At 66.1% G+C, this 18,113-nt stretch carries 16 protein-coding genes and 1 other RNA gene; 15 read left to right on the forward strand and 2 right to left on the reverse strand.

Annotated features, from left to right (window positions below; translation table 11 throughout):
• Nucleotides 1-27: 27 nt before the first annotated feature.
• Together AC1D2O_RS16975 and gyrA are read right to left on the reverse strand one after the other, a co-directional pair.
• Entirely contained in the window at nucleotides 28-606 is a 579-nt protein-coding gene (locus AC1D2O_RS16975) for a DUF2059 domain-containing protein (protein ID WP_478088148.1), read from the reverse strand.
• Nucleotides 603-3,251, reverse strand: coding sequence for a DNA gyrase subunit A (gene gyrA, locus AC1D2O_RS16980; protein ID WP_478157553.1), 2,649 nt, complete (start codon nucleotides 3,249-3,251; stop codon nucleotides 603-605). Before gyrA ends, AC1D2O_RS16975 begins: the two co-directional genes overlap by 4 nt.
• 225 nt (nucleotides 3,252-3,476) lie before the next feature.
• Between gyrA and ompA the strand changes: the two genes are divergently transcribed.
• From ompA to ntrC, 15 genes are all read left to right on the forward strand, one after another.
• The gene (gene ompA, locus AC1D2O_RS16985) at nucleotides 3,477-4,121 is read left to right on the forward strand and encodes an outer membrane protein OmpA (RefSeq protein ID WP_478157555.1); all 645 of its coding nucleotides are present in this window, start codon (nucleotides 3,477-3,479) and stop codon (nucleotides 4,119-4,121) included.
• Nucleotides 4,122-4,243: 122 nt separating this feature from the next.
• Nucleotides 4,244-4,963, forward strand: coding sequence for a bifunctional 2-polyprenyl-6-hydroxyphenol methylase/3-demethylubiquinol 3-O-methyltransferase UbiG (gene ubiG / locus AC1D2O_RS16990; RefSeq protein WP_478090414.1), 720 nt, complete (start codon nucleotides 4,244-4,246; stop codon nucleotides 4,961-4,963).
• Nucleotides 4,963-5,628 carry a phosphoglycolate phosphatase gene (gene gph, locus AC1D2O_RS16995; protein WP_478090415.1) on the forward strand — a complete coding sequence of 222 codons (666 nt, stop codon included), beginning with the start codon at nucleotides 4,963-4,965 and terminating at the stop codon, nucleotides 5,626-5,628. Before ubiG ends, gph begins: the two co-directional genes overlap by 1 nt.
• A 12-nt stretch (nucleotides 5,629-5,640) precedes the next feature.
• Nucleotides 5,641-6,028: a transfer-messenger RNA gene (gene ssrA, locus AC1D2O_RS17000) on the forward strand.
• Nucleotides 6,029-6,136: 108 nt separating this feature from the next.
• Complete coding sequence (ggt, locus tag AC1D2O_RS17005) at nucleotides 6,137-7,870, forward strand: gamma-glutamyltransferase (protein WP_478157557.1); 1,734 nt, start codon at nucleotides 6,137-6,139, stop codon at nucleotides 7,868-7,870.
• Complete coding sequence (locus AC1D2O_RS17010; protein ID WP_478090417.1) at nucleotides 7,870-8,628, forward strand: pseudouridine synthase; 759 nt, start codon at nucleotides 7,870-7,872, stop codon at nucleotides 8,626-8,628. The genes ggt and AC1D2O_RS17010 overlap by 1 nt, the downstream gene beginning before the upstream one ends.
• A 72-nt stretch (nucleotides 8,629-8,700) precedes the next feature.
• Nucleotides 8,701-9,645 (forward strand): YncE family protein, encoded by a 945-nt coding sequence (locus AC1D2O_RS17015; RefSeq protein WP_478090424.1) that lies wholly within the window; start codon nucleotides 8,701-8,703, stop codon nucleotides 9,643-9,645.
• Nucleotides 9,632-10,426: a polysaccharide deacetylase family protein gene (locus AC1D2O_RS17020; RefSeq protein ID WP_478090418.1), complete on the forward strand. Its 795-nt coding sequence runs from the start codon at nucleotides 9,632-9,634 to the stop codon at nucleotides 10,424-10,426. Before AC1D2O_RS17015 ends, AC1D2O_RS17020 begins: the two co-directional genes overlap by 14 nt.
• Before the next feature lie 31 nt (nucleotides 10,427-10,457).
• Entirely contained in the window at nucleotides 10,458-11,429 is a 972-nt protein-coding gene (locus tag AC1D2O_RS17025) for a sterol desaturase family protein (RefSeq protein WP_478090419.1), read from the forward strand.
• 18 nt (nucleotides 11,430-11,447) lie between these two features.
• Nucleotides 11,448-12,320 (forward strand): EI24 domain-containing protein, encoded by an 873-nt coding sequence (locus AC1D2O_RS17030; protein ID WP_478090420.1) that lies wholly within the window; start codon nucleotides 11,448-11,450, stop codon nucleotides 12,318-12,320.
• Entirely contained in the window at nucleotides 12,317-13,117 is an 801-nt protein-coding gene (locus AC1D2O_RS17035; RefSeq protein ID WP_478090421.1) for a competence/damage-inducible protein A, read from the forward strand. Before AC1D2O_RS17030 ends, AC1D2O_RS17035 begins: the two co-directional genes overlap by 4 nt.
• Nucleotides 13,118-13,263: 146 nt before the next feature.
• Nucleotides 13,264-14,679 carry a type I glutamate--ammonia ligase gene (glnA, locus tag AC1D2O_RS17040; RefSeq protein WP_442281615.1) on the forward strand — a complete coding sequence of 472 codons (1,416 nt, stop codon included), beginning with the start codon at nucleotides 13,264-13,266 and terminating at the stop codon, nucleotides 14,677-14,679.
• A gap of 183 nt (nucleotides 14,680-14,862) precedes the next feature.
• Nucleotides 14,863-15,366: a hypothetical protein gene (locus AC1D2O_RS17045; RefSeq protein ID WP_478157559.1), complete on the forward strand. Its 504-nt coding sequence runs from the start codon at nucleotides 14,863-14,865 to the stop codon at nucleotides 15,364-15,366.
• A 118-nt stretch (nucleotides 15,367-15,484) separates the two neighbouring features.
• Nucleotides 15,485-16,561, forward strand: coding sequence for a nitrogen regulation protein NR(II) (gene glnL / locus AC1D2O_RS17050; protein ID WP_478157560.1), 1,077 nt, complete (start codon nucleotides 15,485-15,487; stop codon nucleotides 16,559-16,561).
• A gap of 22 nt (nucleotides 16,562-16,583) precedes the next feature.
• Complete coding sequence (gene ntrC, locus AC1D2O_RS17055; RefSeq protein ID WP_478157562.1) at nucleotides 16,584-18,089, forward strand: nitrogen regulation protein NR(I); 1,506 nt, start codon at nucleotides 16,584-16,586, stop codon at nucleotides 18,087-18,089.
• Nucleotides 18,090-18,113 lie beyond the last annotated feature (24 nt).

Raw genomic sequence — 18,113 nt, forward strand, 5'->3', positions numbered from 1 at the left:
TGTACGGGCGCGGACCCGCGCGCTGCGTCACTTCTTGGCGGGCGCCTTGGCCGGCGCTGCCTTGGCTGCTCCACCCGCGTTGGTCGGTGCGCCCAGCGCCTTGGCGACACTGGCGTCGAGTGCGACCATCTTCGGTTCGATGGTGGCGCGGGTTTCGCCCACCAGCTTCTCCGTCAGCGCGGTCTGCAGCTTGGGGTTGATTTCCTGGTACTTCTTGCTCAGCGGCGAGCTGATCCAGGCCATGAGCTGGCGCAGTTCTTCTTCGCTGAAGTTCTGCTCCATGATCGGGGTCAGCGCGCCCGGGGCGAGCTGCACGGCCTTGTCGCGCACGATCGGGTAGGCGTCGTCGAAGTACTTCTTGAGCTCGGCGTCAGCTGCCTTGGCGGCGGCTTCGCGCTTGTCGGCCGGCACCTGGGTCTGCAGGTACTGCGAACCGGCTTGCGCGATCGGAGCGCTCGACTGCTCGACCAGCCCGCGCGCAAGCGATTCGATGCCGGGGCGCTGCATGTCGATGAACTGCTTGATCAGCGTCGCCTTGTCCTGGGCCATGGCGAGCGAGCTGCCGGCGAGTGCAACCGTCAGAAGCGCGAGTTTGATTTTTTTCACTGGGGATTCTCCGTTGAAGATGGGGTGGTAGGGTCGTCGGCGCCGGGTTCATTCTCGATATTCGCGTCATTCTCGACGATGCGCTGCAGCCCGCTGAGCTTGGCGCCTTCGTCGAGTCCGATCAGGGTGACGCCTTGCGTCGCACGCCCCATTTCGCGGATTTCGGAGACTCGGGTGCGCACGAGGACACCCTTGTCGGTGATGAGCATGATCTCGTCGTCGGCATGCACGAGAGTCGCAGCCACCACCTTGCCGTTACGTTCACTTTGTTGAATCGCGATCATGCCCTTGGTTCCCCGGCCGTGTCGCGTGTACTCGGTAATGCTTGTACGTTTTCCGTAACCGTTTTCGGTCGCCGTGAGCACGCTCTGGGCTTCGTCCTCGGCCACCAGCATGGCGATCACGCCCTGGCTGTCCTCCAGCGTCATGCCGCGCACGCCGCGGGCATTGCGGCCCATCGGACGGACATCGTTCTCGTCGAAGCGCACCGCCTTGCCGCCGTCGGAGAACAGCATCACGTCGTGCGCGCCGTCGGTCAGCGCGGCGCCGATCAGGTAGTCGCCAGGGTCGAGGTCGACCGCGATGATGCCGGCCTTGCGCGGGTTGCTGAACTCGTCGAGCGCGGTCTTCTTGACCGTGCCCATCGAGGTCGCCATGAAGACGTACTGGTTGGCCGGGAAGGTGCGCTTCTCCCCCGTGAGCGCCAGCACCACGTTGATCTTCTCGCCTTCCTGCAGCGGGAACATGTTGACGATCGGCCGGCCGCGCGAGCCGCGCGATCCCGCCGGCACTTCCCAGACCTTGAGCCAGTAGAGCCGGCCGCGGTTCGAGAAGCACAGGATGTAGTCGTGCGTGTTCGCGATGAACAACTGGTCGATCCAGTCGTCCTCTTTGGTCGCCGTGGCCTGCTTGCCGCGGCCGCCGCGCTTCTGCGCCCGGTACTCGCCCAGCGGCTGGCTCTTGATGTAGCCGCTGTGGGACAGGGTCACGACCATGTCGGTGGGCGTGATCAGGTCTTCGGTCGACAGGTCGAAGGCGCTGTGCTCGACCAGGCTGCGGCGCGCGCCGAGCTTGCTCTGGCCGAACTCCTGCTTGATGGTGGCGAGTTCGTCACCGATGATCACCGAGACCCGCGCCGGCTTGGCGAGGATGTCCAGCAGGTCGTCGATCTCCGCCATCACTTCCTTGTACTCGGCGACGATCTTGTCCTGCTCCAGGCCGGTCAGGCGCTGCAGGCGCATCTGCAGGATTTCCTGGGCCTGCGTGTCCGACAGCTTGTAGAGCCCGTCGGCATGCATGCCGTATTCGCGCTCGAGCCCGTCCGGCCGGTAGTCGTCGGCGTTGATGACGCCGCCGTCGGTGCGGGTACGGGTCAGCATCTCGCGCACCAGCTTGCTGTCCCAGGCGCGGGTCATGAGTTCGGCCTTGGCCACTGGCGGCGTCGGTGCGTTGCGGATGATCGCGATGAACTCGTCGATGTTGGCCAGCGCCACCGCCAGGCCCTCGAGCACGTGGCCGCGCTCGCGCGCCTTGCGCAGCGTGAACACCGTGCGGCGGGTCACCACCTCGCGGCGGTGCTGCAGGAAGACCTCGATCAGGTCCTTCAGGTTGCACAGCTTGGGCTGGCCGTCCACCAGGGCCACCATGTTGATGCCGAAGGTGTCCTGCAGCTGGGTCTGCTTGTAGAGGTTGTTCAGCACGACCTCGGGCACCTCGCCGCGCTTGAGCTCGATCACCAGCCGCATGCCCGACTTGTCCGACTCGTCCTGGATGTGGCTGATGCCTTCGATCTTCTTCTCGTGCACCAGTTCGGCCATGCGCTCCTGCAGCGTCTTCTTGTTGACCTGGTAGGGCAGCTCGTCGACGATGATCGCCTGGCGCTGGCCACGGTCGATGTCCTCGAAATGGCACCTGGCGCGCATCACGACCTTGCCGCGGCCGGTGCGGTAGCCGTCCTTGATGCCGTTGATGCCGTAGATGATCCCGGCCGTGGGAAAGTCGGGCGCCGGCACGATCTCCATCAGGTCGTCGATGCTGGCCTCGGGATGGCGCAGCAGGTGCAGGCAGGCGTCGACCACCTCGTTCAGATTGTGCGGCGGAATATTGGTCGCCATGCCGACCGCGATACCGCCGGCGCCATTGACCAGCAGATTCGGCAACTTGCTCGGCAATACCAGCGGTTCTTTTTCCGAGCCGTCGTAATTGGGACCGAAATCGACGGTTTCCTTGTCGATATCGCCCAGCATTTCATGAGCGATCTTGGCCAGCCTGATTTCGGTATAGCGCATGGCGGCCGCCATGTCACCGTCGACCGAGCCGAAATTGCCCTGGCCGTCGACCAGCATGTGGCGCATTGAGAAGTTCTGCGCCATCCGCACGATCGTGTCGTAGACCGACTGATCGCCGTGCGGGTGGTACTTGCCGATGACGTCGCCGACGATACGGGCCGACTTCTTGTAGGGCCGGTTCCAGTCGTTGTTGAGCTCGTGCATGGCGAACAGCACGCGCCGATGCACCGGTTTGAGGCCGTCCCGGGCGTCGGGAAGGGCCCGCCCGACGATCACGCTCATGGCGTAATCGAGATAGCTGCGGCGCATTTCCTCTTCGAGGCTGATGGGGAGTGTTTCTTTGGCGAACGAGGTCATGGGCGGCACGCAGACGGCAAGGGAGGCGGAATTTTACGCTGCGAAGGGTGTCGCACCGCCGCAACACATGGCCTGTATTCGGCCCCAGTCCCACGCTTCCGGGGCGTCTGCCGGGGTGTTTGCCAAAGACCCTATGGCACAATCGCCTCAACGTTTTGGGTGGTGGTCACTTAAAGCGTCCTTGATTCGCAGCGCGGCTGCGGCTTTTTCCCCAAGAGGAGAACCATGAAGAAACTGAATAAAGTGGCGATGATGTTTGCAGTCGCTGCGCTCGCCACTGCCGCCGGCGCGCAGACCCGTGTCACCGCCGCGAATGGCGGCCCGGCGATCGATAACTGGCAAAACGGCACTGGCGAATTGGTCTGGAAGAACGGCACCAACGAACTGTGCTGGCGCGATGCCAACTGGACGCCCGCAACGGCTGCAGCTGGTTGCGACGGTGCTCTGGTGCCTGTCGCTCCTGTGGCTGCTCCCGCCCCTGCACCGGCTCCGGTTCCCCCGGCAGTCGCTGCTTCGAAGGTTACCTTCGCTGCTGACGCCTTCTTCGACTTCGACAAGTACGTCCTGAAGCCTGAAGGCCGCGCCAAGCTGGACGACCTGGTCTCGAAGATCAAGGACGTGAACCTCGAAGTGATCATCGCCGTGGGTCACACCGACTGGATCGGTACCGTGCAGTACAACCAGAAGCTGTCGGTCCGCCGCGCTGAAGCCGTCAAGGCCTATCTGGTCTCGAAGGGCATCGAAAAGAACCGCGTGTACACCGAAGGCAAGGGCAAGAGCCAGCCGATCGCTGACAACCGCACCGCCGAAGGCCGCGCCAAGAACCGCCGCGTGGAAATCGAAGTGGTCGGTACCCGCCCCAACAAGTGATTTGCAAGAATCACTGAAAAAAACCCCGCCCCGGCGGGGTTTTTTTATGGCCGGTCCGATGTCGGCATTTGGTTTCGACCCGCTGGATTCCGAAGCAATTCGCGGCGATTCATAATCGCTGCATGACCGAACCCGTGAATGCCGATCCGGCAGAGCTCGCCAAATTCTCCGAACTTGCGCACCGTTGGTGGGATCTCGAAAGTGAATTCCGCCCGCTGCACGAAATTAATCCACTGCGCCTCGACTGGATCGACGGCATTTCGCCGATCGCCGGCCGCAGGGTGCTCGACATCGGCTGCGGCGGTGGCATCCTGGCCGATTCGATGGCGCGCAAGGGCGCCGAGGTGCTGGGGATCGACCTCGCCGACAAGGCGCTGAAGGTGGCGCAACTGCATGCGCTCGAGGCCGGCACGCGCGGCGTCAAGTACCGTGCGGTCAGCGCCGAGGCGCTGGCGGCCGAACAGCCGGCCAGCTTCGATGTCGTCACCTGCATGGAAATGCTCGAACACGTGCCCGAACCGGCCTCGGTCGTCAAGGCCTGCGCCGATCTCGCGAAGCCCGGCGGCTGGGTCTTCTTCTCGACCATCAACCGCAATCTCAAGGCCTTCATGCTGGCGATCGTCGGCGCCGAGTATGTGCTCGGCATGCTGCCGCGCGGCACGCACGAATACCAGAAGCTGATCCGCCCGAGCGAACTGGCTGGCCACTGCCGCGCCGCCGGGCTCGACCTGCGCCATACCCGCGGCCTGGAGCACAACCCGCTGACCCGCCGCTACTGGCTCAGCGGCGACACCAGCGTGAACTACATGTTCGCCACCCAGAAGCCGGCGGCGGGCCTGTGATGGAGGGCCGTATCGACGCCGTCCTGTTCGACCTGGACGGAACCCTGATCGACAGCGCCCCCGATCTCGGCGCTGCGGCGGACCAGATGCGCACCGAGCGTGGCCTGCCTTCGCTGCCGCTCGAGCGCTACCGGCCGATGGCCGGTGCCGGCGCCCGCGGCATGCTGGGGGTGGCCTTCGGGCTCACGCCCGAGGCCCCCGAGTTTGCGGCGCTGCGCGAGGAATTCTTCGTCAACTACGAGTCGCGGATGCTGCGCAACACGCAAGTCTTCGACGGCGTGGCCGAACTGGTGGAGGCGCTGCGCGCACGCGGGCTTCCCTGGGGCGTCGTCACCAACAAATCGGTTCGGTTCACCGCGCCGCTGACGCGTGCGATGCCGCTGTTCGAGAGCGCCCGGGCGATCGTCAGTGGCGACACCACGCCGTATGCCAAGCCGCACCCCGAGCCCCTGTTCGAGGCCGCACGCCGGCTGGGCGTGGCGCCGGTGCATTGTGTCTACGTCGGCGACGACGAGCGCGACATCGTGGCCGGCCGCGCCGCCGGCATGCGGACGGTGGCCGCCACCTACGGCTACATGGGCGAACAGGCCGAAGTGGCCCGCTGGGAGGCCGATGCTGCGATCGAAACCCCCATGGCCCTCTTGCAGTTGCTCAAACAGGCCTAAAATAGCTTGCTTGGGGCTGCACTGGTTTCGACGTGGGTTCGGAATCGCAGCGGGGCATGTCGAGCTGAATGCGCTCGTAAAACAGATTCAAACAAACTAACTGCAAACGACGAACGTTTCGCACTCGCCGCTTAATTGCCGGTGAGCTTTGCAACAGCAGGCCGATGGGCTGGGCAAGGGGGCGCTAGAGCAATCTGACGCCTCCCGGCTGCAAAGATAATCTACATGGGCTGGTCCTGATCCGGGTACCTTGGGTCGGGACGAGAAAATAGGGTGCTGGCGGCCGGTGTAGCGTGCGACTGCGCGACACCGGTGGCGAGACTTAAATCAGACCGCTAAACATGTAGATCTGCGCGAAGAAGGCTTGCGGACGGGGGTTCAAATCCCCCCAGCTCCACCATACAAGAAGGCGGCGCCGATGCAATTTGCATCGGCGCCGCGTTTGCGTTCCAAACCCTCCACGCGGTCCCGCGCACAGAGGCCCGGGCGGCCCATGGGGACAAGTTCGATGCAACAGATTCAGTGGACCTCGGCGCTTCGCCTGGTTGTCGCCGCGGTGTTCGCACTGTCTGGCGCGGCTGCGCCGGCCGCCTCGCAGGCGCCGGTCGCCGCCGAGAACGGCATGGTCGTGAGCGCGCAGCACCTGGCGACCCAGGTCGGCGTCAAGGTGCTCAAGCGCGGCGGCAACGCGATCGACGCGGCGGTGGCCGTGGGCTATGCACTCGCGGTGGTCTATCCGGCGGCCGGGAATCTCGGCGGCGGCGGGTTCATGACCGTGCAACTCGCTGACGGCCGCCGGACCTTTCTCGATTTCCGCGAGAAGGCGCCGCTGGCCTCGACGGCCGACATGTATCTCGACAAGGACGGCAAGGTCGTCGCGGGTCTGAGCACCCGCGGGCATCTGGCGGTCGGCGTCCCGGGCACGGTCTCCGGCCTCGAATGGGCGCGCGAGCGCTACGGCACCATGAAGCGGGGCGTGCTGATCGCGCCGTCGATCGCGTTGGCCGAGCGCGGTTTCGTGCTCCAGCAGGGCGACATCGACATGCTGGCGACTGCCACGACGGATTTCGCCAAGGACCCGGCCTCGGCTGCGATCTTCCTGCGCAAGGGCGAGCCCTTCGCGGTCGGCCAGAAGCTGGTCCAGACAGATCTCGCAAAGACGCTCAAGGCGATCAGCCGCAACGGCCCCGACGGCTTCTACAAGGGGCCGGTGGGAAGCGCGATCGTGGCCTCCAGCCGGGCGGGCAAGGGGCTGATCACGCAGGCCGACCTCGACCAGTACAAGACGCGTGAACTGGTGCCGATCGAATGCGGCTACCGCGGCTATCGCGTGATCTCGGCGCCGCCGCCGAGTTCGGGCGGCGTGGCGATCTGCGAGATGCTCAACATCCTCGAAGGCTATCCGCTCAAGGAACTGGGCTTCCGATCGGCGCAGGCGGTGCACTACCAGATCGAAGCGATGCGCCATGCCTACGTCGACCGCAACAGTTACCTGGGCGACCCGGATTTCGTGCAGAACCCCGTCGATCGCCTGATCGACAAGCGCTATGCCGAGAAGGTCCGCGGTGTCATCGATCCGGTCAGGGCCAGCGTCTCCAAGGACATCAAGCCGGGCGTCGCGCCGCATGAGGGCAGCAACACGACGCACTATTCGATCCTCGACCAATGGGGCAACGCGGTGGCGGTGACCTACACCCTGAACGACTGGTTCGGCGCCAAGGTCACGGCGGCAGGCACCGGCGTGCTGCTCAACAACGAGATGGACGACTTCACGGCGAAGATCGGCGAGCCCAACATGTACGGCCTGATCCAGGGCGAAGCCAACGCCATTGCGCCGGCCAAGCGGCCGCTGAGCTCGATGAGCCCGACCATCCTCATCAAGGACGGCCGGCCGGTGTTCGTGGTCGGCACGCCGGGCGGCAGCCGGATCATCACCACGGTGCTGCACAGCATCCTCAACGTGGTCGACTACGGCATGGATGTGCAGGAAGCCGTGGACGCGCCGCGCTTTCACCAGCAGTGGTTGCCGGACGTGACCAACGTCGAGCCTTTCGCGCTCTCGCCCGACACCCGCAAGATTCTGGTCGGCATGGGCCACAACCTCGGCGAGGCGCAGCCCGCCAACCACCTGGCGGCGATCATCGTCGGCGCGCCCTCGCTGGGCGGCAAGCCGGTGGGCGCCAATCGTTTCTACGGCGCCAACGACCCGCGCCGCAACACCGGCCTGGCGCTGGGCTACTGATGCGTCTCGAAGAAATTCTCTATACCCAGGGCTTCGGCACGCGCCGGGTCTGCGCCGGCCTCGTGCAGCAGGGCTTCGTGTCGGTTGGCGGCACCGCGGTCACCGACCCCGGCGAGGACTTCGCCACCGAGGGCCTGCACTTCACGGTCCAGGGCGCGGCCTGGGAGTACCACGAGAAGGCCTACCTGATGCTGCACAAGCCGGCCGGCACCGAGTGCTCCCAGAAGCCTTCGACCTACCCGAGCATCTACACGCTGCTGCCGTCGCCTTTGCGCCTGCGGCCGAACAAGGGGGCGGTCCAGGGCGTGCAGGCGATCGGACGGCTCGACCAGGACACCACGGGCCTGCTGCTCCTGACCGACGACGGCCAGTTCATTCACCGGATGGGGTCGCCGAAGCACCACGTGCCGAAGGTCTACGAGGTGACGACCAAGCACCCGGTCGACCCGAACCAGGTCGAGCGCCTGCTGGCCGGCGTGGTGCTGGACGACGACCCGAAGCCGGTGCGGGCCGCGGCCTGCGAACTCGCCGGGCCGCTGCACCTGAGCCTGACGCTCACCGAAGGCAAGTACCACCAGGTCAAGCGCATGCTGGCGGCCGTGGGAAACCGGGTCGAGGGGCTGCACCGCTCGCGCATCGGCCAGCTGGCGCTGTCCGAGGACCTGCTGCCGGGCCAGTGGCGCTGGCTGCGGGCCGAAGAGGTGGAAGCGCTGCGAACTTCGCGTGCCGGTCAGCCAACCGTCGGTGTCGACCGTTAAGATCTGAAATCCTCCTTCGGAATCTCCCCCTTGCGCTCCATCTCCTCCCTCACAGGCCGTTTCGCGGCCTTTTTGTTTGTTGGCGCGTCGCTTTCGTCGCAGGCGGCCGAACCGCCTCCGATCTTCGTGCTCAACTCCCTCGACGCCACCGTGAGCGTGATCGAGCCGACGGGCTGGACCGAAAAGGTGCGTATTCCGACCGGCAAGGAGCCGCACCACTTGTACCTGACGCCCGACGAGCAGTCGGTGATCGTCGCCAACTCCGCTGGCGACTCGTTGACCTTCCTGAACCCGCGCACGGCCGAGGTCCAGCGCGTGGTCTACGGCATCATCGATCCCTACCACCTGCGCTTCTCTCCGGACATGAAGTGGTTCGTCACCGCGGGCAATCGCCTGAACCACGTCGACCTCTACCGCTGGGACGGCAAGGAGCCCAAGCTAGTCAAGCGCATTCCGACCGGCAAGACGCCCAGCCACATCTGGATCGACGGCAAGAGCACCACGGCCTACGTCTCGATGCAGGACAGCGACGAGCTGATCGCGGTCGACCTGGCCACGCAGACCATCCGCTGGCGCACGGCCACCGGCCCGATGCCGGCCGACATCTTCGGCCTCCACGACGGCAAGACGCTGCTGGTCGGCCTGACCGGGAGCGACGGCGTGCAGGTGTTCGATGTCGCCGGCGCCCAGCCCAAGCTGGTCGGCAAGATTTCGACCGGCAAGGGCGCGCATGCCTTCCGTTCGGCCGGCGACGGCCGCAGCGTCTTCGTCAGCAACCGCGTGGCCAACACGATCAGCCGGATCGACCTTCAGACGCTGCAGGTCACCGACACCTACCCGGTGCCGGGCGGACCCGACTGCATGGATGTCTCGGCCGACGGCAAGACGCTCTACGTGACCTCCCGCTGGGCCAAGAAGCTCAGCGTGGTCGACCTGGCGAGCCGCAAGGTGGTGCGGCAGGTCAACGTCGGGCGTTCGCCGCACGGCGTCTGGACGCTCGACCATGCGAAATCGTAGGGTCGCCTCGGCCTGGCTGCTGGTCGCGGCCGGCGCCGCGTCCGGCGCGGCGTGGGCCCAGGGCTGCGCCAAGCCGGTCTATCTGACCTTCGACACCGGCCACATGGGCATCGCCCCGCTGGTGGCCGAAGTGCTCAAGCGCCAGGACGTGCGCGTGACCTTCTTCGCCGCCGCCGAGCGCACGCAGACCGACGGCGACAGCCTGGACAATCATTGGGCGCCGTGGTGGAAGGCGAGGGCGGCCGAGGGCCACGAATTCGCCTCCCACACCTACGACCACGCCTATTGGCGGGGCGACGTCAAGGGCGTCGAGCCGCGCTTCCGAATCCGCCCCACGGCCGGCGCCTTCGCCGGCCGCGAGTTCACCTGGGATGCGGTGCAGTACTGCGCCAACATCGCCAAGTCCGCCGAGCGGCTGCAGCTCATCACGGGCAAGAAGCCGCTGCCGCTGTTCCGCGCGCCGGGCGGCAAGACCTCGCCGCGGCTGCTCGCCACGGCCAAGGCCTGCGGCTACGAGCACGTGGCCTGGGCGCCAGCGGGCTTCCTGGGCGACGAGTTGCCGAGCGAGACGTTCAGCAACGAGCGGCTGCTGGCGCAAGCGCTCGACAAGATCCAGCCTGGCGACATCCTGCTCGCGCACCTGGGCATCTGGTCGCGCAAGGACCCGTGGGCGCCGGCCGACCTGGAGCCGCTGATCGCCGGGCTCAAGATCAAGGGCTATTGCTTCGAGACGCTGCGGCAGCATCCGGCCTATCGCGGCTGGATCGCGGCCCATTCCTGAACCTTCGATCCTCGACCGGAATCGCACGCCGATGGACTGGCTCACCGATCAATTCGCGACCCTGCAGCAGTGGCTGTTCGAGACGGCGGTGCAGCCGCTGGTCTACGCCATCGGGCTCGGCGGCCGGGTCGAGGACGCCTTCGACGCCACCGGCTGGCTGCTGGTCGGCCTGATCCAGATCGCCGTGCTGGTTGCCGTGATCGGGCCGCTGCAGCGCTGGCGGCCGGTCGAGCCGGTGATCGACCGGCGCGCGATCCGCACCGACGTCATCTACACGCTGATCCACCGGCTCGGCCTGTTCCGGCTGGCGATGTTCTTCGCCGTGGAGCCGCTGTTCGACGACCTGCTGGGCATGGTGCGCGGGGCCGGCTGGGGCACGACCCACCTGGACGAACTCTGGCCCGGCGTGACCGACGTGCCGTGGATCGCGTTCCTGATCTACCTGGTGGTGCTGGACGGGGTCGAGTACCTGATCCACCGCGGCCAGCACCGCTTCCGCTGGTGGTGGGCGCTGCATTCGCTGCACCACTCGCAGCGCCAGATGACGATGTGGAGCGACAACCGCAACCATCTGCTGGACGACCTGATCCACGACGCGATCATCGTCGTCGTCGCGCAACTGATCGGCGTGGCGCCGGGACAGTTCATCGCGATCGTCGCCTTCACGCAACTCAGCGAGAGCTTGCAGCACGCCAACCTGCGTCTGAGCTTCGGCGCTCTCGGCGAACGCCTGTGGATCAGCCCGCGCTTTCACCGCGTGCACCACAGCATCGGGATCGGCCACGAGTCCGGGGGGCCCAGGACGCTGGGCGGCCACAACTTCGGCGTGCTGCTTCCGTGGTGGGACATGCTCCTGCGAACGGCGAACTTCGAAGACCGCTACGACGCCACCGGCATCCGCGACCAGGTCGAGCCCGACGAGCGCGGCCGGGTGCGGGACTACGGTCGCGGCTTCTGGGCCCAGCAATGGCTCGGACTGCGCCGCCTGGCCGGCAAGGGCTGAGGTTATCCTCGGCACCCGATGCGTCTTCTCCTCGATTCCTTCTGGCGATCGGCCGCCTATTGTCTGCACCCGCGGGTGATCGTGCTGTCGCTGCTGCCGCTCGGCCTCATGGTCGCGCTGGCGGCGGTGTTCGGCTATTTCTATTGGGATGCCGCAGTCGCCTGGACCCGCGCGGCGCTCGACGCCTGGCCCCTGCTGGCCGGTTTCTGGGCCTGGATCGGGCACTTTTTCTCGGGCGACGTCACGGCCATGCTGGCGCCGCTGGTCGTCGTCTTCGCCGCCACGCCGCTGATCGTGGTGGTGTCGCTGCTGGTCGTGGCGGGCGTCATGGCGCCGCCGCTGACACGCCTGGTGGCCGAGCGGCGCTTCGCGACCCTGGAACAGAAGAAGGGGGCTTCCTTCTTCGGCAGCATGGCCCGCTCGATCGGGCTGACGGTGTTGGCGCTGCTGGCGCTGGTGGTGTCGATGCCGCTTTGGCTGATCCCGCCGCTGGTGCTCATTCTTCCGCCGCTGATCTGGGGCTGGCTGACCTACCGCGTGATGAGCTTCGATGCCCTGGCCGAGCATGCGAGCCCGGAGGAGCGCGACACGCTGCTGCGCACGCACCGGTTGCCCCTGCTCGGCATCGGTGTGCTGTGCGGCTATCTCGGCGCGGCGCCGAGCATCGTCTGGGCCTCGGGCCTGCTGTTCGCCGCCGCCTTCTTCGTGCTGGCGCCGCTCGCGATCTGGATCTATACGCTGGTGTTCGCCTTCTCGGCGTTGTGGTTCGCGCACTACTGCCTGGATGCCCTGGCCCACCTGCGTGCGCAGCGGGCGGCGGCCGCCGTGTCAGCTTCCACGGCCGAGCTGGCGGATGCCAGCGCGGCCGCGAGCCAATGGAGTGCGCCATGAGTCGTTCTTTCGGTCTGATCGTCGTCGGTGACGAAATCCTGTCGGGCAAGCGCGTCGACAAGCACATGCCCAAGGTCATCGAGCTGCTCGCCGCGCGCGGGCTCGAGCTCGGCTGGGCGGAGTACGTGGGCGACGTGCCTGTTCGCATCACCGCGGCGCTGGGTCGCGCCTTCGCATCGGGTGACATCGTGTTCTCCACCGGCGGCATCGGCGCCACGCCCGACGACCACACGCGCCAGTGCGCGGCGGCGGCGCTGGGCGTGCCGCTGGCGCTGCACCCCGAGGCCGAGTTGCTGATCCGCGAGCGCATGCAGGACACGGCGCGCGAGCAGGGCACGGTCTATGAGCCCGACCGTCCGGACAACATCCATCGGCTCAACATGGGCGTGTTCCCGTTGGGCGCCCGCATCATTCCCAACACCTACAACAAGATCCCGGGCTTCAGCGTCGGCGACGTGCACTTCGTGCCCGGCTTCCCGGTGATGGCCTGGCCGATGATCGAGTCGGTGCTGGACGGCCGCTATGCCGAGCTGTTCGCGCGCGGGCGCGCCGCCGAGAGATCGGTGATCGTCTATGGCGCGATGGAGGCCACGCTGACCCCGCTCATGGAAGCCGTCGAGAGGGACCACGCGGGCATCAAGGTGTTCAGCCTGCCGAGCGTCGACCATCCGCAGCACGGGCGCCATATCGAACTCGGCGTCAAGGGCGACGCGAGCCGAATCGAAGCCGCCTACGCGCAGTTGCTCGCGGGCCTGCACGACTTTGAGGCGCGACTTGGCCCCGAAATGGTGCGTTGACACGAAGCGCACCAAAGTGGTTACAAATTGCCTTGTTTTGGGTGCCTGCAAGGGCGCCAAGGCCCCGCTCGCGGCAGTGACAATGGCATAGAAACTGCATTCCCGATTCCCGTACTACCAACCCTGTCCATACCAAGGAGAACCTGATGGCCAAGACCGTCGCCGACGTACTCAAACTCGTGAAGGAAAACGAGGTCAAGTTCGTCGATTTCCGCTTCACCGACACGCGCGGCAAGGAGCAGCACGTGACCGTGCCCGTCTCGCATTTCGATGAAGACAAGTTCACGTCGGGCCATGCCTTCGATGGCTCCTCGATCGCCGGTTGGAAGGGCATCGAAGCGTCGGACATGCAACTCATGCCCGATCCCAACACGGCCAACATCGATCCTTTCTTCGAGGAAACGACGCTGATCCTGACCTGCGACGTGGTCGATCCTACGGATGGCAAGCCCTACGAACGCGACCCGCGCTCGCTGGCCAAGCGCGCCGAAGCCTACATGAAGGCCTCGGGCCTGGGCGACACCGCCTTCTTCGGACCGGAACCCGAATTCTTCGTGTTCGACGGCGTGCGCTGGCAGAACGACATGTCGGGCTGCTCGGTCAAGATCGAGTCCGAGGAAGCGGCCTGGAATACCGGCAAGGAATTCGAACACGGCAACACCGGCCACCGTCCGGCGGTCAAGGGCGGCTACTTCCCGGTACCGCCGGTCGACAGCTTCCAGGACATGCGTTCCGAGATGTGCCTGGTGCTCGAGTCGCTCGGCATCCCGGTCGAAGTGCATCACCATGAAGTGGCCAATGCCGGCCAGATGGAAATCGGCACCAAGTTCAGCACGCTGATCCAGCGCGCCGACTGGGTCCAGTTGCAGAAGTACGTGATCCACAACGTGGCCCACGCCTACGGCAAGACCGCCACCTTCATGCCCAAGCCGATCGTCGGCGACAACGGCTCCGGCATGCACGTGCACCAGTCGGTCTGGAAGGACGGCAAGAACCTGTTCGCCGGCGACGGCTATGCCGGCCTGAGCGACTTCGCGCTGCACTACATCGGCGGCATCATCAAGCACGCCCGCGCGCTGAACGCCATCACGAACCCCGGCACCAACAGCTACAAGCGCCTGGTGCCCGGCTTCGAAGCCCCGGTGAAGCTGGCCTACTCGGCCAAGAACCGCTCGGCCTCGATCCGCATTCCGTTCGTGGCGAACCCGAAGGGCCGCCGCGTCGAAGCGCGCTTCCCCGATCCGCTGATGAACCCGTACCTCGGCTTCGCGGCGCTGCTGATGGCCGGCCTCGACGGCGTGGAAAACAAGATCCATCCGGGCGAAGCCGCCAGCAAGGATCTCTACCATCTGCCGCCGGAAGAAGACGCGCTGATCCCGACCGTCTGCCACAGCCTCGACCAGGCGCTCGAGTACCTCGACAAGGACCGTGCTTTCCTGACCAAGGGCGGCGTGTTCACCGATTCGTACATCGATGCCTACATCGACCTCAAGATGCAGGAAGTCACGCGCTTCCGGATGGCGACCCATCCGGTCGAGTTCGACATGTACTACTCCTTGTAAGACCTTGCGGGAGAGACCCAGAAACTGCGCAGCGGTTTTTGCTCTGTCTTCCCTGTGAGACCTTCGGAATGGAATCAAAAAAGGACGGCTTCGGCCGTCCTTTTTCATTGGGCGGGAACATCTGGGCCGGATCGGTTTCGAATTGCATGAAAATGCCGTTTTGCGGCGCACTAACTCAAGACCATGAAGACCCTCTCTGTTTTCCTGCTGACCGCCCTGGCGGCGGCCGGCGTGCCCTTGCAGGCCCAGGCGCAGCAAGAGCGCGTCTGGCGCTGCGGCAACGAATACACCAACAACGCGGCCATCGCCCAGCAGCGCGGCTGCAAGGTGATGGAAGGCGGCAACCTGACCATCGTGCAGGGCACGCGGCCGTTCGCCTCGGCGGCGCCGGCGGCTCCCGGCGCGGCGGTGCGGGCGCCGGCGGGCAGTCCGCGGGTCGACGGCGTCGATCAGCGCGCGCGCGACGGCGAGGCCCGCTCGGTGCTCGAGGCCGAATTGCGCAAGGCGCAGGAGCGGCAGGCCCAGCTGCTCAAGGAATACAACAACGGCGAGCCCGAGAAGCAGGGCAGCGAGAGCAAGAACTACCAGAAGTATCTCGACCGGGTGTCGGAAATGAAGGCCGAGCTCGCGCGCAACGAGAGCGACATCGCCGGCCTGCAGCGCGAGATCGGCCGCCTTCCGAGATGAAGTTCACCCCCAGGTTGGCTCACTGCGTGTAGCCGCCCACCCCCTCTCCGGGGGCAACACCAGCGGCCCGGCGAAGCCGGTTCCGCGGTGTTCCACGAAAAGACTCACTCAAAAAATCATGGCTTTTGGCAAATCGGCAGGGCCGGGCAAGCGCTTCCAGGCCTTCGACCTGCTGTCGACGCTCATCGCGGTGGTGCGGGTGGACGGCTCGGTGCTGTTCGCCAATTCGGGCCTCGAGGATGCGCTGGGCACCTCGCGCCGCACGCTCGAGGGCTCGCAGTTCGGCGCCTGCTTCCATGAGCCCCAGGTGCTGCGAACCGCGATCGACGGCGCCCGCAGCAACGATTTCGCCACGCTGCGCTACGAGGCCCTGTTGCGGCGCGTCAACCACGACCTGATGCCGGTGCTGGTGACGCTGGCGCAGAGCGACAAGGCCGGTGAGCTCATCATCGAGATGACGCCGCTCGAGCAACAGGTGCGGCAGGACCGCGAGGAACGGCTGCTCGACCAGGCGCAGGCCAACAAGGAACTGATCCGCAACCTCGCGCACGAGATCAAGAACCCGCTCGGCGGTATCCGCGGCGCGGCGCAGCTGCTGCAGATGGAGGTCGAGTCGCGCGACCTGATCGAGTACACGCAGGTCATCATCCACGAGGCCGACCGGCTGCAGACGCTGGTCGACCGGCTTCTGGCGCCGCACCGGCGCCCTCACGTGGTGGGCGACGTCAACATCCACGAGGTCTGCGAGCGGGTGCGTTCGGTGATCCTGGCGGAGTTTCCGCGCGACCTGCACATCGAGCGGGACTTCGATGTGTCGATCCCGGAGTTCCGCGGTGACCGCGAGCAGCTGATCCAGGCCACGCTCAACATCGTCCACAACGCCGCCCAGGCGCTCACTGAGCGGCGCGCCGCGGGCGATGCGCAGATCACTTTCAAGACCCGGATCGCGCGCCAGGTCATCTTCAACAAGCAGTGGTATCGACTGGCACTGGAATTGCATGTCATCGACAACGGACCGGGCGTGCCGGACGCGATCAAGGACCGCATTTTCTATCCGCTGGTGTCGGGCAGGGAAGGCGGGACTGGCTTGGGATTGACGCTGGCGCAGACTTTCGTCCAGCAGCATCATGGCGTGATCGAGTGCGACAGCGTCCCGGGACGGACCGATTTCAAGATACTGATACCGCTGCCCTAGCAGCCAAGCAACAAGGAGCTGCATGAAGCCGATCTGGATAGTGGATGATGATCAATCAATCCGCTTCGTGCTGGAAAAGGCGCTGTTGCGCGAAGACCTGCCGACCCGTAGCTTCACCAACACGCGCGAAGTGCTCGCCGCCCTCGAAGCGGCGGCCGACGACGAGACGCAAGGCCCCCAGGTCCTGGTGAGCGACATCCGCATGCCCGGCGGCTCGGGCCTCGACCTGCTCGACAAGATCAAGGCCAAGCATCCGGGCCTGCCGGTCATCATCATGACGGCCTTCTCCGACCTCGACAGCGCCGTCTCGGCCTTCCAGGGCGGCGCCTTCGAATACCTGCCGAAGCCCTTCGACCTGCCGCGCGCGGTCGAACTGATCCGGCGCGCGGTCGACGAGAGCCAGCGCGAGGAAGTGGCCGAGGAGCGCATGGCTGCGGCGCCCGAGATGCTGGGACAGGCGCCGGCGATGCAGGATGTGTTCCGCGCCATCGGACGGTTGTCGCAAAGCAATGTCACGGTGCTGATCACCGGCGAATCGGGCTCCGGCAAGGAACTGGTGGCGCGCGCCCTGCACAAGCATTCGCCGCGCGCGACCGGCCCCTTTGTCGCGATCAACACCGCGGCGATTCCGAAGGACCTGCTCGAGAGCGAGCTGTTCGGCCATGAGCGCGGCGCCTTCACCGGCGCGCAGACGATGCGGCGCGGTCGCTTCGAGCAGGCGGAGGGCGGAACGCTGTTTCTCGATGAAATCGGCGACATGCCCTTCGACCTTCAGACGCGTCTGCTGCGCGTGCTCAGCGACGGCCATTTCTACCGCGTCGGCGGCCACAACTCGGTCAAGGCCAACGTGCGCGTGATTGCGGCGACCCACCAGGATCTGGAGCAGCGCGTGAAGCTCGGCGGCTTCCGCGAAGACCTGTTCCATCGGCTCAACGTGATCCGTCTGCGATTGCCCGCCCTGCGCGAACGCGGCGAGGACGTGCCGGCGCTCACGCGGCACTTCCTGCAGCAAAGCGCCAAGCAGCTGGGCGTCGAGCCCAAGCGTATTTCCGATGCGGCGCTGGCGCAGCTGGCGACCTTCGGCTTTCCCGGCAACGTGCGCCAGCTCGAGAACATCTGTCACTGGCTGACCGTGATGGCGCCGGCGCAGCTGATCGAGGCCAAGGACCTGCCGCCCGAGGTGATGGCGACGGCGCTCGCGCAGCCGCAGGCGGCTGCCGCCGCGCCGGTCGCGGTGACGACCGAGGGCGAGGCCGCCGCGCCGATGGCCGGATCACCGGCCGTTGCGACGCCTTCTGCCGCCGCAGCTTCTGCATTGGCGTGGGAGGGTGGCCTGGAACTCGAGGCGCAAAGCATGTTGGCCGCGGGTCGCACCGACGTCTGGGACGCGCTGTCGCGTCGCTTCGAGTCGCGCCTGATCCTGACGGCGCTGGCCAGCACGCGCGGCCGCCGCATCGAGGCGGCTCAGAAGCTCGGCATCGGCCGCAATACCATCACGCGCAAGATCCAGGAACTCGGGCTGGAGTGATTGGCCCCCACGCTCCTCACTTCG

The organism is Variovorax sp. P1_G12 (assembly GCF_056405555.1).